Source organism: Pseudomonas sp. E102 (assembly GCF_052660185.1).
Genome location: NZ_CP084025.1, coordinates 96,054 through 110,500 on the forward strand (window position 1 = coordinate 96,054; position 14,447 = coordinate 110,500).

14 protein-coding genes and 1 pseudogene are annotated in these 14,447 nt (G+C 61.2%); 11 read left to right on the top strand and 4 right to left on the bottom strand.

Translation table 11 applies throughout. From position 1 onward, the window contains the following. Positions 1-131 precede the first annotated feature (131 nt). The 9 genes and pseudogenes from DOCECA_RS00460 to DOCECA_RS00500 all read left to right on the top strand — a co-directional run bounded on the left by DOCECA_RS00460 (position 132) and on the right by DOCECA_RS00500 (position 8,023). On the top strand, positions 132-605 hold the full coding sequence (locus DOCECA_RS00460; protein WP_445571300.1) for a GspH/FimT family pseudopilin: 474 nt from the start codon (positions 132-134) through the stop codon (positions 603-605). Then, a complete protein-coding gene (gene pilV / locus DOCECA_RS00465) occupies positions 602-1,063 on the top strand; it encodes a type IV pilus modification protein PilV (RefSeq protein ID WP_434562238.1) in 462 nt (153 codons plus the stop codon). Before DOCECA_RS00460 ends, pilV begins: the two co-directional genes overlap by 4 nt. After that, positions 1,060-1,773, top strand: a complete 714-nt coding sequence (locus DOCECA_RS00470) for a PilW family protein (RefSeq protein WP_420767637.1) — start codon at positions 1,060-1,062, stop codon at positions 1,771-1,773. Before pilV ends, DOCECA_RS00470 begins: the two co-directional genes overlap by 4 nt. Next, the gene (locus DOCECA_RS00475) at positions 1,770-2,264 is read left to right on the top strand and encodes a pilus assembly PilX family protein (protein ID WP_420767636.1); all 495 of its coding nucleotides are present in this window, start codon (positions 1,770-1,772) and stop codon (positions 2,262-2,264) included. The genes DOCECA_RS00470 and DOCECA_RS00475 overlap by 4 nt, the downstream gene beginning before the upstream one ends. After that, on the top strand, positions 2,251-5,343 hold the full coding sequence (locus DOCECA_RS00480) for a pilus assembly protein (protein WP_445571301.1): 3,093 nt from the start codon (positions 2,251-2,253) through the stop codon (positions 5,341-5,343). Before DOCECA_RS00475 ends, DOCECA_RS00480 begins: the two co-directional genes overlap by 14 nt. A 10-nt stretch (positions 5,344-5,353) precedes the next feature. After that, the gene (locus DOCECA_RS00485) at positions 5,354-5,758 is read left to right on the top strand and encodes a type IV pilin protein (RefSeq protein ID WP_445571302.1); all 405 of its coding nucleotides are present in this window, start codon (positions 5,354-5,356) and stop codon (positions 5,756-5,758) included. Between the two features lie 56 nt (positions 5,759-5,814). Further along, a complete protein-coding gene (gene thiO, locus DOCECA_RS00490; protein WP_445571303.1) occupies positions 5,815-6,915 on the top strand; it encodes a glycine oxidase ThiO in 1,101 nt (366 codons plus the stop codon). 186 nt (positions 6,916-7,101) lie between these two features. Next, positions 7,102-7,200, top strand: a pseudogene (locus tag DOCECA_RS00495) (nucleoid-structuring protein H-NS); the annotation flags it as partial. Between the two features lie 754 nt (positions 7,201-7,954). After that, positions 7,955-8,023 carry a hypothetical protein gene (locus tag DOCECA_RS00500; RefSeq protein WP_434564077.1) on the top strand — a complete coding sequence of 23 codons (69 nt, stop codon included), beginning with the start codon at positions 7,955-7,957 and terminating at the stop codon, positions 8,021-8,023. Between the two features lie 185 nt (positions 8,024-8,208). Here DOCECA_RS00500 and DOCECA_RS00505 read toward each other — a convergent pair whose 3' ends face one another. The 4 genes from DOCECA_RS00505 to DOCECA_RS00520 form a co-directional block, all read right to left on the bottom strand. Then, positions 8,209-9,486 carry a sigma-54-dependent transcriptional regulator gene (locus DOCECA_RS00505; protein WP_434651097.1) on the bottom strand — a complete coding sequence of 426 codons (1,278 nt, stop codon included), beginning with the start codon at positions 9,484-9,486 and terminating at the stop codon, positions 8,209-8,211. Positions 9,487-9,551: 65 nt separating this feature from the next. After that, a complete protein-coding gene (locus tag DOCECA_RS00510; RefSeq protein ID WP_445571304.1) occupies positions 9,552-11,141 on the bottom strand; it encodes a two-component system sensor histidine kinase NtrB in 1,590 nt (529 codons plus the stop codon). Next, positions 11,131-11,364 carry a PP0621 family protein gene (locus DOCECA_RS00515; protein ID WP_420767629.1) on the bottom strand — a complete coding sequence of 78 codons (234 nt, stop codon included), beginning with the start codon at positions 11,362-11,364 and terminating at the stop codon, positions 11,131-11,133. The genes DOCECA_RS00510 and DOCECA_RS00515 overlap by 11 nt, the downstream gene beginning before the upstream one ends. Before the next feature lie 122 nt (positions 11,365-11,486). Then, positions 11,487-12,503 carry an outer membrane protein assembly factor BamD gene (locus tag DOCECA_RS00520; RefSeq protein WP_420767628.1) on the bottom strand — a complete coding sequence of 339 codons (1,017 nt, stop codon included), beginning with the start codon at positions 12,501-12,503 and terminating at the stop codon, positions 11,487-11,489. A gap of 150 nt (positions 12,504-12,653) precedes the next feature. Between DOCECA_RS00520 and rluD the strand changes: the two genes are divergently transcribed. After that, positions 12,654-13,616 (top strand): 23S rRNA pseudouridine(1911/1915/1917) synthase RluD, encoded by a 963-nt coding sequence (gene rluD, locus DOCECA_RS00525; protein WP_420767627.1) that lies wholly within the window; start codon positions 12,654-12,656, stop codon positions 13,614-13,616. Then, positions 13,613-14,338, top strand: coding sequence for a peptidoglycan editing factor PgeF (gene pgeF, locus DOCECA_RS00530; protein ID WP_434562252.1), 726 nt, complete (start codon positions 13,613-13,615; stop codon positions 14,336-14,338). The genes rluD and pgeF overlap by 4 nt, the downstream gene beginning before the upstream one ends. Positions 14,339-14,447 lie beyond the last annotated feature (109 nt).

A 14,447-nucleotide genomic window follows, 5' to 3' on the forward strand; every position in this document is an offset into this window, starting at 1 on the left:
CCCTGGAGAGTATGAAGCGGCGCGATTGGCAGGAAGCATGTTGTGGCGAAGGCGCAAGCTCCCTCGCCACAAGCGGTGGTTTGTTCTAGCGTTGTAGAAGCAGGTATAGCCGACGGCAACGGAGGGCATCGATGGATCTTCGTACAAAAGGTTTCACGCTGATCGAGCTGCTGGTGGCCCTCGGTGTGCTGTTGATTCTGATCACCATGGCGGTGCCGTCGTTCACCGGGTCGCTGCAAAGCAGCAAGGCCGATACCGAGATCGGCGACTTGCGCCGTGCCTTGAACTTCGCGCGAATGGAAGCGATCAATCGTGGCATTACCACGCGAATTCGTCCCACGACGCAGGGTGGAGCCTGGAGTGGTGAGTTGACCGTGTATGACAGCACCGGCAATCCGGCCAATGTGTTGCGGGTTGTTCCAGCGATGGGCAGCGGCGGGACTCTGACGCTAACCTCAGATGTGACCAGTATCGATTTCAACAACCTGGGCGGATTATCGGCACCGGCCACGCCGGTGAGTTTCAGTTATGTACGGGGGGCGCAGAGCAGGACGCTCAGTGTTTGCCTCAATGGACGAATTGTATTGGATGGAAGTTGCGGATGAAGGGTTGCAGTAGACGGGCACAGGAGGGCATGACGCTGATCGAGGTGCTGGTGGCGGTGCTGATCCTTGGCGTGGGCCTGTTGGGGGCGGCGATGGTCCAGCTCAATGCGCTCAAGTACACCGACAGCTCGCGCATGACCAGCCAGGCCAGCTTCATCGCCTACGACCTGATGGACCGTATCCGCGCCAATTCAGCCGCCGACTACACCATCACGCCGCCCAGCTCACCCAATTTCAGCGTGGCCCGGGACCAGGACCTGTACGACTTCAAGACCAACATCGTCGCCTTCGGCGGCGCCACGGCCACGGGCACTGTCGCGCTGAATCAGCGGGTCTACACCATCACTGTTTCCTGGGACGATGCCCGGGCCGCCAACACGACAAACACAGCGCAGGCCAGGCGTAGCTTCGTATTGACCAGCCGTGTCGCCGTCGACCCGGTGGCGACGCCACCATGAATAGAAGCAACCGGGGATTCGGCCTGATTGAATTGATGATCGCGCTGGTGATCAGCCTGGTCGTGGTGTTGGGCGTCGTGCAGATTTTCATCTCGGCCAAGAACACCTATGTCAGCCAGAACGCTGCGGCGGTGATGCAGGAGGACGCACGGTTTGCCTTGAGCAAGATGATCCAGGAGATTCGCATGGTGGGCATGTTTGGCTGCCTGGCGACCATCACCGATGCCTCCTCGAACAATGATTTCGCCGCCAGCCAGCTCACCCCGATTCGCTGGGACAACGCCAACCGAAGGTTGACCCTGGTGACGGCCGACATCGGCAACAGCGGCGGCACGCCGGCCTGGACGATCATTTCCGACTGCCGTAACACGGCGACCGCCTACACCGGGGCGCGATTACCGGCGAGCGGGCAATTGGCTTTTCCGATTCGTCGTTTGATCTACGGTTTCAGCAACAATCAACTGCTCCTGGGCAGTGGCCGCGGCAACCCGACCATGGCGGTGCTGGTGGACAACGTGCGGGCGTTCGACGTGACCTTTGGCGTGGCCGACAGTGCGACGGATATCGCGGCCACCAACTACAGCGCCAACCCGACCGACCCGGCGCTGATTCGCAGCGTGCGCTTGACACTGACGCTGTTCGATCCGAGGAACAGCGTGCGCGATCAGACCTTCAACGTGGTTGCCGCCTTGCGCAACCGGCTGCCATGAGGGAGCGACCGATGACTTCGACAGGCCTCGGACATCGCCAGCGCGGCATGGCATTGCTGGTCAGCCTGGTTTTTTTGCTGCTATTGACGCTGATCGGCCTGTCGTCGATGCAGAGCGCCACGCTCCAGGAAAAAATGACCGGCAGCGTCATGCAGCGCAACCAGTCGTTCCAACTGGCCGAGGCTGCGCTGAGGGTGGGGGAAAGCGCTGTGCAGGTCGAGACGTATTCATTGCCGGTCTGTAGCACCCCTGCACAATGTGCTCCACCGGCCGAGTCGGCGACGGTGACAGGCGCGGGGCGTAATTCGTCGTCGGGGGTGCTCTGGGTGGCCGCCGCGGGCGGCTTTTATGGCGTGCAGAATATCGGCACGACCCTTGCGGCAGTCAACGTGCCGGTCAATACCTCGGCGACGTTGTATCGGATCACTGCGGTGGCTGTGGTGGGCAACAATCAGCGCAGCGTGGTGGAGAGCATCTATGCGAAATATTAGGGCGCTGCTCGGTTCGTTGTGGGGGGCGTTGCTCAGCCTTTACCTGGCGGCGCCGGTCTATGGCTTCACGCCTTCGGAGTCGCCACTGTTGAGCGCGGCGGCGGTGACGCCCAACGTGATGCTGCTGATCGATGATTCCGGAAGCATGAACAACATCATCTGGGCCGCCGGCTTTGATCCGGCGGCGACGCAGACGCGCACCTTTGCATGTAACTCCACTAACAACTGCAACGACAGGTATGAGCTGGATCAGGACGATTCGAACATTCTGTTGGTGAGCCTGTTGCGGGGCGGCTGCTTGTCTGGCTGGTACGGCTTCTATCGGACCGGCATCGGGCGAATCTGCCTGCGACTGCCAGATCCGGTGGGCGGGGGTAATACCCGTTACGCGGGGAAGTACCTGGCCTATCTGGTAACCCTGGCCAACGGTGCCAGCCGGGACTTCACCACGGGGACGATTCCCAACGATTATCGCATCAACGTTGCACGGGATGTCTCGACCGACCTGGTCGCCAATAACCGCGCCCTGCGCATTGGCCTTGCCACCTTCAACCCGCCCAACAGCAGCAACTCCGGCCCGGGCGGCTACATTGCCCGGGCCATCAGCGATCTTTCTTCAGTCAGTGGCAGCGTGACCCAGGCCCAGGCCAACAATAACTACAGCGCCTTGATCAACGCCATCAACGGCTTGGGCGCCGTTGCCAACACGCCTTTGGCCGAAAGTTATTACGAAGTCACCCGCTATTTCCGAGGCATGGCGCCGTACCACAACGGTACACCCAGCACCTATACCAGCCCGATCCAATACCGATGCCAGAAGAACTTTGGCGTGGTGATCACGGATGGCCTGCCCACCTATGACCGCACGTTTCCCACCAACGACCCCCTAGGGGGCAACCGCTTGCCGAACTGGGATGGCATCAGTGCCAACGATGGTGCCAGCTCCAGCGGCGATGCGGAGGGCGACACGCTTTATCTGGATGACATCGCCAAGTTCGCCTTCGACATTGACATGCGCACCACAGGCACCGATGTCACGGGCAAGAGCTGGGATGGGGCCGAGTTTCGCCGGCAGTACCTCAACACTTATACCGTAGGGTTTGCCGTTACTAACCAGATGCTTTCCGACGCCGCTCGCTATGGTGCGGGCAAATATTATCCGGCCACCGACAGCGAGGGCTTGAACTCGGCGCTGTCATCGGCCCTCAGCGATATCACCTCCAAGGCCGGTTCGGGAGGCGGCGGCACCAGCAATGGCGCCACGCTCTCAAGCACCTCCAGTTACTACCAGACCACCTATGACCCCAGGGATTGGCGCGGGACCATCAAGGCGTTCGGTTTCAACTCCACCGGGACGGTCAACACGGCGGCGGTTCAATGGACCACCGACACCGCTATCGTGCCCGGCGCGACGGCGCCGATCTATCAGTCCTGGAACACCGCCACCAATGTGCCGGTAACCCTGGCCTACGGGAACTTCTCCCCGGCTCAGCAGACCAGCCTGAGCCAGGGCCTGCCTACAGGGGTCACCGGCAACGATTTGGTGGAATGGAGCAAGGGCATCAACAAGACCGGGCTGAAAGCGCGCAGCGCCTTGCTCGGGGACATCATCAATTCACCGCTGCTGCTGGCTTCGCCCAACGACCAGACCGCCTCCGACCTGGTGAATGACACCAGCTACAGCGCCTACCTGACGACCAAGGCGGCGAACATGAACGCCAGCCTGGTGGTGAACGCCAACGATGGTTTCTTCAGCGTCATCAACAGTACGAACGGCACCCGGCGTTACGCTTACATGCCATCGAGCGTCCTCCCGTCGTTGCAGCTCATCGCCGACCCCAGCTACGTCAACGGCGTAAGCCACAAATTCCTGGTGGATGGGCAGCTCGGCGTTTTTGATGCACAACTGGGCTCCGTCTGGAAAACCCTTGCCCTGGGCGGAACCGGCGCGGGTGGCCGGGCTTTTTATGCGGTGCAACTGTTCGATGCATCGGCGGGCAACGCGATTCGGGCGTTGTGGGAAATCAGCGCGCCGACGGTCGCCAACACAGCGCACCCCTTCAATGACCTGGGCTACGCCTACGCACGCCCCGAAGTGGCACGGTTGGCGGATGGCCGTTGGGCCGCGTTCATTTCCAATGGTTACGGCAGCAACACCGGTGTGGCCGCGCTGTACGTGGTGGATATTCGCGACGGTTCGCTGATCCGGAAAATCATCGTCAACAGCAGCGAAACCAATAACGGGCTGTCGTCGGTCAAGCTTCGGGTCAATTCCCAGAATGTGGTTCAGGCCGCTTATGGCGGTGACCTGAGAGGACGGATGTGGAAGTTCGACCTCAGTGGTACCTCACCGAACACCTGGGGCCTGGCATTCGCCGGTCAGCCATTGTTCACCGCCCCCGGCGGGACGACCCAACCGATTACCGCCCAACCTTTGCTGGCGGAAAACCCCCAGGGCGGCATTCAGGTGTTTTTCGGCACGGGCAAATTCAACGAGTCCGTGGACAAGCTCAACAAGGATCTGCAGGGGTTCTATTCAATCTGGGACGCCACTGGCGGCACGGGGCAGATCATCGTCTCGAGCCTGCAAGCCCAGTCAATCACGGGTATCTTTTCCGGCGCTACAGGGCAGTTCATAACGACCAGCGAGACCGACGTGGCCTATCCCACGAAGAAAGGCTGGTATCTGCCGCTGACATACAACAATGCGCTCACCGGCGAGCGTGTCATCAATCCGGCCAACCTGGTACTTGGTCGCGTTGTCTTCACCACGGCCGCCGTGGACACCACCGACCCATGCGCCAGCTTCGGTACCGGCAAATTGATCGAAGTGGATGCGTTCAACGGTAAGATGCTCAACTATGCGGTACTCGATACCAATAACGATGGTTCGCTCAACAGCCTCGACACGATTTCCGCCGGCGTGGTGTTCACGGGCGGGATCCCGACCCTAAGCGCGGTGGTCAGTGCCAACGGGGCTACTAATATGATCGTGAACGACTCCGGTGGAGGTATCACCGATCTGCTGGGCAAAGCCGTCGGCGGCAGCCGCCGCATCATGTGGCGACAAATACAGTGAGAGGCAAGGCATGCACAGATCCAACCGAGGTTTCACCTTGATCGAAATCATGATTGTCATCGCGATCATCGGTATCGTGATCACCATCGGCTATCCGAGCCTGACCGAATACATTAAAAAGGCCCGGCGTACCGAGATTGCCTCGCTGCTGTCGGAGCAGGCGCAGATCCTCGAGCGTCACTACTCGAAGAACAACGTCTATTCCAACGCGACCGGCCTGAGCACTGGGAATGATTTCTACACCATTACCCCTACGACCTTGACGGACCAGACCTTCACGTTGACGGCCGCGCGCAGGAGCGGCTCGTCCATGGCCGCGGACAAGTGCGGTGATTTCACGATCAACAACACGGGCAAGCGGGACATCGCGAACGCCGCTGCCGGGGTGACCGTCAAGGACTGCTGGGGCCGCTGAGTTTTCTATTGATGGACGCGGCGTTGCGCCCTTTGTCTAATGAGTCGAAACAGAACATGACCAGGCAACAGCAAGTGGTGATCGTCGGCGGTGGGGTGATTGGCCTTCTGACCGCATTCAATCTGGCCTGCGAGGGGCAGCGCGTCGTGCTGCTGGATCGCTCCGGCGTTGGGCAGGAGTCATCCTGGGCGGGTGGCGGTATCGTTTCGCCGTTGTACCCGTGGCGTTATAGCCCGGCGGTCACCGCGCTGGCCCATTGGTCACAGAATTTTTATCCACAGCTGGGCGAGCGCTTGTTTGCCGCCACCGGGATTGATCCACAGGTGCATGTCACCGGGCTGTATTGGCTCGACCTCGATGACCAGGACGAAGCGCTGGCCTGGGCCGAGCGGGAAGGGCGTCCGTTGCGCGCCGTGGATATCTCGGCGGTTCACGACGCCGTGCCGGTGCTGGGCTCAGGGTTTTTCCGGGCGATCTACATGGCCGACGTGGCTAACGTGCGTAATCCCCGGCTGGTGAAATCCCTCAAGGCCGCGTTGGCAGCGCTGCCCAACGTCACGCTCCATGAGCACTGCGAAGTCCGGGGATTCATACGCGACGGTGAGCGCGTGGTGGGAGTGGACAGCTCGGCTGGAGCGATTCGCGGCGATCAAGTGGTATTGGCGGCTGGCGCCTGGAGTGGCGAGCTGCTCAAGACATTGGGCTTGAAGTTACCGGTCGAACCGGTGAAGGGGCAGATGATCCTGTACAAATGCGCGGAGGATTTTTTGTCGAGCATGGTCCTGGCCAAGGGGCGCTACGCGATTCCACGTCGTGATGGACACATCTTGGTTGGCAGTACGCTGGAGCGTGAGGGCTTTGACAAGACGCCGACCGATGCCGCGCTGGAGAGCCTCAAGGCTTCGGCGGTGGCGCTTATTCCTGAGCTTGCCGATGCCGAGGTGGTTGGGCACTGGGCGGGGTTGCGGCCTGGGTCGCCGAAAGGGATTCCCTATATTGGCGAAGTGCCGGGGTTTGCGGGGCTTTGGTTGAACTGTGGGCATTATCGCAATGGGCTGGTGCTGGCGCCGGCTTCGTGTCGGTTGTTTGTGGATTTGATGTTGGGGCGCGAGCCGGTGGTTGATCCTGTGCCTTATGCGCCGGGTGGGCGGTTGTAGTTGTGACCGGGTACATATCCATATCTGCGGTAATGGCTGCTTAGGGTTCCGCCCTTACGGCGGGTCACTTTTTTCAGACGCCAAAAAAGTAACCAAAAAGGCTTTGCCCCACCACTCGGTGCCTCGCCTAGGCTCGGCATGCCTTCACTCCGGCCTTGCTCAGCGGGCCGCCGCGAAGGGCCATCCATGGCCCAGCGCGGCTACCTCGGCATCCATGCCGAGGTGCCCACTGCGCAAGGCCTGCGTTCAGCCATCGTGGTTAACGGGGCGCCTCAGATCAAAATCAAAATCAACGGCAGTCACACTCCAATCCAAATTGTGGGATTTGCGGTGGCCCACAAATCTGTAGATCGTCATCAAGCTAATGCGGGGCCGTCCGCTGTTGCTGTTGCTGTTGCTGTTGCTGTTGCTGTTGCTGTTGCTGTTGCTCTGCTTTTGATTTTGATCTATACGCCCCGTTAAACCACGCTGGCCGAACGCAGGCATTGTGTAGTGGGCATCCCGGCATGGATGCCGGGATAGCCGCGCTGGGCCATGGATGGCCCTTCGCGGCGGGCCCACGGAGCAATGCCGGAGTGAGGGAACACCTCGCCTAGGCGAGGTGCCGAGTGGTGGGGCAAAGCGCTTTTGGTTACTTTTGGCGCTCTTCCAAAAGTGACCCGCTGTAAGAGCGGAACCGCCCGTGGTCGTTACCGCAGAAACGGATATACACACCAGCGATGGAGGCCTAAACAACTGGCCAAAATTTGTCGGAATGGTCGGACAGCGTCCTCAATCAAGCCGAATTATCCGACAAGGTCTGGCGGTTGCCGGGTGGGAAGAACTCTCGCTAACCTATTCCCGTCGCTGCCAATTCAGCGTCCGGGCGTCGCGGCCCGCTAACTTGGTAATCCATTCCTCTTTGGAGTACCGCAATGTATGGCAAGCCTTCTTCACCTTCAGAAAACAATAAAGCCTCTCCTGACGCCAGCCTTAACCCAGAAGGGCTCGATGAAGCCACCAAGCGCACCATCGACAAATCGCCCTAGGCGTACAGCAACTGATTGAACTGGGTGAATTGCTCGCCAATCGAGTGCTGGACGAGCAGGTGCCGGTGACCGGGCGGTAGACGGCGCCTCTGCGGTAATCACAACCCATGTGGCGAGGGAGCTTGCTCCCGCTGAGCAGCGCAGCAGCCCCAACAGCAACGACTCGGTCCGCCTGATACAGCGAGGTGCCAGATTAGGGCTGCGTTGCAGCCCAGCGGGAGCAAGCTCCCTCGCCACGGGATGAGCATGAACCCCAAGCTTTGAGCTAATCCAACCCCAACTTCTTCAACCGATATCGCATCGACCGAAACGACAACTTCAATCGTTGTGCCGCCGCCGTGCGATTCCAGCGGGTTTCCTCCAGCGCCTGAAGGATGACCTTGCGTTCAACGTCTTCGAGGTAGTCTTCCAGGTTGTCGACCCGCACCAGGTCGGCATTGGCCACGTCGCCACCCGCGTAGCTCTCGGCAAGGCGCAGGTCATCGGCCTCGATCTGATGGTGTTCGCAAAGGGTATAGGCCCTTTCCAGCATGTTTTCCAATTCCCGCACGTTGCCCGGAAAACGATAGTTGCGCAGAGCCTCGAGTGCTTGTGGGTGCAGCTTCGCCACAGGGTTGCCAGTGCTGGCGGCCAGGCGCTGGAGCATGTGGTTGGCCAGCGGTTCGATGTCTTCACGGCGTTCGCGCAGGGGCGGGACGCGCAGTTCGATGACGTTCAGTCGGTAGTACAAATCCTGGCGAAAGCGCCCGGCGGCGACTTCAGCGTCCAGGTCTTTATGGGTGGCACAGAGGATTCGTACGTCCACCACTTCTTCCTGCTGGCCTCCGACGGCGCGAACGGCTTTCTCCTGGATGGCGCGCAAGAGTTTGACCTGCATCGCCAGCGGCAGGTCGGCCACTTCATCGAGGAACAGCGTTCCGCCGTGCGCGGCCTGGAACAGTCCGGGTTTGTCTTCGATGGCGCCGGTAAAGCTGCCTTTTCGATGGCCGAAAAACTCGCTTTCCATTAGCTCATTGGGAATCGCCCCACAATTGACAGGCACGAAGTGCTGACTGGCACGGGGCCCTTGCTCGTGGATCAGGCGGGCGACCAGTTCCTTGCCGCAACCCGATTCGCCGCTGATGTACACCGGCGCCTGGCTGCGGGCCAGTTTTTCGATGTGCTTGCGCACGCTGCGCATCGGTGGCGAATCGCCCAATAGACAGCGTTCGACGGTGGCGGCGGGCGGGATGCCGGCTGAAAGGCGCAGGGCGCTGCCGACCAGTTCCCGCAGACGAGTCAGGTCTACGGGCTTGGTCAGGAAATCGAAGGCGCCGGCCTTGAGGGCGTCGATGGCGACGTCCAGGCTGCCGTAGGCGGTGATCATCGCCACGGGCAGTTGGGGATAACGTTTCTGGATATGTTTCACAAGTTCCAGGCCGGTGCCATCGGGCAGGCGCATGTCGGTCAGGCACAGGTCGAAGGCTTCGCCCGCCAGGGCGGATTGCGCCTCGGCCAGGTTCTTGGCGCTGCGGGTGTCGAGTTTCATCCTTCCCAGGGTCATTTCCAGGAGTTCGCGGATGTCCGGCTCGTCATCGACGACCAGGATTCGTTGCCGTGAGCGTGTATTCAAATCTGTTTCCGTCCGTGAGCAAAGGTGATGCGAAAGCAGCCGCCGCCTTGGCGTGGTTTGAAGTCTAGGCGGGCCTGGTTGCTTTCGCACAGCTCACGGGACAGATAGAGCCCAAGGCCGGTGCCCTGGTTGCTGGTGGTGAAGAACGGTTCGAACAGGTGTGTCTGCTGGTCAGGTGTCACGCCGGGGCCGTTGTCGCGGATGTCCAGTGTCGCCAGTTGACTGCGGGGATCGATGAATAGCTCCAGCCACGCCTCGGCCTGTTCATGGGCCATTGCGCTGTGGCGCCAGGCGTTGCGCAGCAGGTTATCCAGCACCTGGGCCAGCTGGCCGGGGTCCATCAGGGTGATGTAGTCGCCTGGAGCGATGTCCAGGTGCAACTGTTGGTGTTGCGCGGCGCTTTCCCTGGCCTGTTGGACGAATTGCTCCAACCAGGTGCGTAGATCCAGGCGTTGGGGCGCGGTTTGCTGGCGGCGTGACAGCTGCAGGACATTCTCGATGACGCGATTCATACGTTGGGAGTGATCTTGAATAATCTGCGTCAGACGCCGGTCCGCGTCGTTCAGTTCCTCGGACTCGCGCAGCAATTGCGCAGCGTGGCTGATCGCTCCCAGCGGGTTGCGGATTTCATGGGCGATACCGGCGGTGAGGCGACCGAGGGAAGCCAACTTCAGTTGCTGGGCGTGTTGGGCCACCTGGGCCAGATCTTCGAGAAATACCAGGATCTGCTGCTGATCCTGCGATCCCAGGGCGATAAAGCTGGGCTGCAACCTCAGGCCGCTGCCGCTGATGGTCAGGCTTTGCGGCCGCAGGCTGGGGTTGTTCAGCCATAGTTGCAGTCGTTCGACCAGGGCGCTCGATGAGTCGTCGATTCGCTGGCCGATCAGGTCATGCATGCCCAGCAGGTTCAAGGCGCTTTCATTGGCCAGTTGGACCCTGCGTTGACGATCCAGGACCAGGATGCCGGTGCGCATGCGTTGCAGGATCAATGCGTTGAGCGCTTCGAGGCTGAGCACTTCGCTGGCCCTTTGCTCGGCGAGGATCTCGCTCGCTTCCAGTCGTCGGGTCAGGCGCTGCACGAGCAACGCGGCGGCAAAGCACAAGGCGCCCAGGGTGCCCGCCTGCAAATAACTGCTGGGCCGGCTCGAATCGCTGAGGCCGAGCACGAAAGTCGAGCCGACGATTCCGAGGGTGGCCACGGCGGCGAGCAGAAGGCCGATTCGGCCGCGCAGCAAGGTGTTGCCGATCGCCACCGACACTATGATCAGGTTGCCGATGGCGCTCGGGGCGCCGCCCGCGACGAAGAACAGCCACGACAGCAGCAATATGTCGGTCAATGCCAGGCCAAACAGTCGCGCGGGGTGGCGAGTGTTCTCCAGGAACACTACCAGCAGGATGTTCAATATCAGGTATAACCAACTGCCACTGCGTAGCAGGTCGTCGTTGGCGAACTCCAGCAGGCGGTTGTCCATGTTGCTGGAGATCAACAGCACCAGGGTGATGCCGATGCTGAGGCGGTACAGGTGATAAAGGCGCAGCAGGCGCTGCGCCTGTTTGACGCGAGGGCGTTCGTCCTTAGCGATCACGAGTGCCCGGGCCTTGCTCGAGATGAGCCTGGCTGCAGTACCATTGTTGCTGGAGCTCCAGCGCCCGGTCCCGTGGCAAGTGAACGCCGCAATGGGCGCAGCGAACCATCGGCGGCGCGTCCTGCTCCCGGGGCGAGTTGGACGCGGAGGAGGCACCCTTGAACTTGCGCCACAGCCATATCGCGGCGGCAATCAGTACGATCCAGAACAATAGACGAAGCATGGTAGGCGACTTTTTGGCTAGAGATCAGGCAGTTTAGCCAAGGACAGGAACGGCGCACAGCGCAATAAAACCCAGGCACAAAAAAGGAGACTCGCGAGTCTCCTTTTTCATCGGGCCGTGTGTCAGTCGAACAGGCCGAAGGTCATGTAGCTGAACCAGGAGCGGTCGCTGGACTCGCTTTCAGGCTCTGGCTCTTCGATCACGTCGCCATTTTCATCCTTTGGCTTGAGCTCGTTCGGAATGGCTTCCTTGGCATCCTGGAACTGACGCTGTACGTCCTGGTTGGCGCGGGTTTCGCCCGGTGGCAGCGGAGGACGGGACTCGATCAGGCCAAGGGTCGCCTTGCTCAGCCACGAACGGTTGTCGGCTTCGTCGACGCGTGGGGTGAATTGGCCGTCGACCAGGGAAGGGTGGTCGGGGTAGTTCAGCTTCAGGGTTTCCAGGCTGGTGGCCGCAAGTTCGTCCAGGTGCAGGCGCTGGTAGGCTTCGGTCATCACCGCCAGGCCGTCGCCGACCGATGGGGTTTCCTGGAAGTTTTCCACCACGTATCGGCCACGGTTGGCGGCGGCGACGTAGGCCTGGCGAGTCAGGTAGTAATCAGCCACGTGGATTTCGTAGGACGCCAGCAGGTTGCGCAGGTAAATCATGCGCTGCTTGGCGTCGGGCGAATAACGGCTGTTGGGGAAGCGGCTGGTCAGCTGGGCGAACTCGTTGTAGGAGTCGCGCGCGGCGCCCGGGTCACGCTTGGTCATGTCCAGCGGCAGGAAGCGCGCCAGCAGTCCGACGTCCTGGTCGAAGGAGGTCAGGCCCTTGAGATAGTAAGCGTAATCGACGTTCGGGTGCTGCGGGTGCAGACGAATGAAGCGCTCGGCGGCGGACTTGGCAGCTTCCGGCTCGGCGTTCTTGTAGTTGGCGTAGATCAGCTCCAACTGCGCCTGGTCGGCGTAGCGACCGAACGGATACCGCGACTCCAGCGCCTTCAGCTTGGCGGTGGCGCTGGTGTAGCTGTTGTTATCCAGGTCGTTCTGCGCCTGTTGGTACAGTTCGACTTCGCTCAGGTTTTCGTCTACGACTTCCTTCGACGAGCAAGCAGCAGTCAATGCGAGGATGGCGATCAGCAGCAGGTGTTTCACTTGCATGGCGGCTTGCGTCCCTATGACGGCCGCTGTCTTGGGCGGGGCCGTCCTGTTATGATGAGCGCCCCGTTGAAAGCCTCGGGGCAAAAGACGCCGTATTTAACCACAAGCGCGCAGCCGAAACCAAAGGCTGTGCCGACGCCCAGTCCGAGCATGTCCGATAAAATAGAACTTCGCGCAGAGGTGCCGTCCGAATTGGGCGGCCAACGCCTCGATCAAGTCGCCGCCCAACTCTTCGCCGAGCACTCGCGCTCGCGCCTTTCCGCCTGGATCAAGGACGGCCGCCTGACGGTGGACGGGGCGGTGATCCGCCCGCGCGACATCGTCCATGGCGGTGCCGTCCTCGAGCTGACCGCCGAGCAGGAGGCCCAGGGAGAATGGGTCGCCCAGGACATTGCCCTGGACATCGTCTATGAAGACGACGATATCCTGGTGATCAACAAGCCTGCGGGCCTGGTGGTCCACCCGGCGGCCGGTCATGCCGACGGCACGCTGCTCAACGCCTTGCTGCACCACGTGCCGGGCATCATCAATGTGCCGCGCGCCGGTATCGTCCATCGCCTGGACAAGGACACCACCGGCCTGATGGTGGTCGCCAAGACCATCCAGGCGCAGACGCAACTGGTGACACAGCTGCAAAGCCGGAGCGTCAGCCGCATCTATGAGTGCATCGTGATCGGGGTGGTCACCGCCGGTGGCAAGATCAACGCGCCGATCGGCCGTCACGGCCAGCAGCGTCAGCGCATGGCCGTGATGGAAGGCGGAAAGCAGGCCGTCAGCCACTACCGCGTGCTTGAACGCTTCCGTTCCCACACCCACGTGCGGGTCAAGCTGGAAACCGGCCGGACCCACCAGATCCGCGTGCACATGGCTCACATCAATTTCCCATTGGTGGGCGACCCGGCCTATGGCGGTCGTTTCCGTATTCCACCGGCTGCCAGCCAGACCATGGTGGAATCACTGAAGAATTTCCCTCGACAGGCGCTGCACGCGCGCTTCCTTGAGCTCGATCACCCGACGACCGGCAAGCGCATGAGCTGGGAATCGCCGCTGCCGGATGATTTTGTCTGGCTTTTGACGTTGCTCAAGCAGGACCGCGAGGCGTTCATCGGATGAATGACTGGCTGCTCCCCGACTGGCCCGCGCCAGCCCGGGTCAAAGCCTGCGTCACCACCCGCGAAGGCGGCGTCAGCCTGGCGCCGTTCGACAGCCTCAACCTGGGCGACCATGTCGGCGACGACCCTGCGGACGTCGCTGAAAATCGTCGCCGCCTCACCGACCGATTCGCGATTACTCCAACCTGGCTGCAGCAAGTCCACGGTATTGACGTGGTCGAGGCTGATCCGACCCAGGTGGTTACCGCTGATGCGAGCTGGAGCGCCACGCCGGGTGTCGCTTGCACGGCAATGACGGCCGATTGCCTGCCGGTGTTGTTCTGCAACCGCGCCGCAACCCATGTCGCGGCGGCCCATGCCGGGTGGCGCGGACTGGCGAACGGTGTGCTGGAAGCCACCCTCGATAGCCTTGCCATGCCCGCGGATGAAATCCTTGCCTGGCTCGGCCCGGCCATCGGTCCGCAAGCGTTCGAAGTTGGGCCGGAAGTGCGCGAAGCCTTTATTGCGCAACTGGCCGACGCAGAGCGAGCCTTCGTACCCAGCCACAACACCGGCAAGTTCCTGGCTGATATCTACGCGCTGGCGCGCCTGCGTCTGGCGGCACGGGGCGTTACCGCCGTGTACGGTGGCGGCTTGTGCACCGTGACCGACCCACGCTTCTTTTCCTATCGCCGCAACGCGCGCACCGGTCGCTTCGCTTCCTTGATCTGGCTCGAACGCTAGACTCTCCTGATCTGTATCAACAGTGCGCTGCTTGAATCTTCCAGAATCGGCCACATCTATAGCGGTATCTGGCAGGTTTCTTCATTCAGGATGTTTCTTAGGTCCGGCC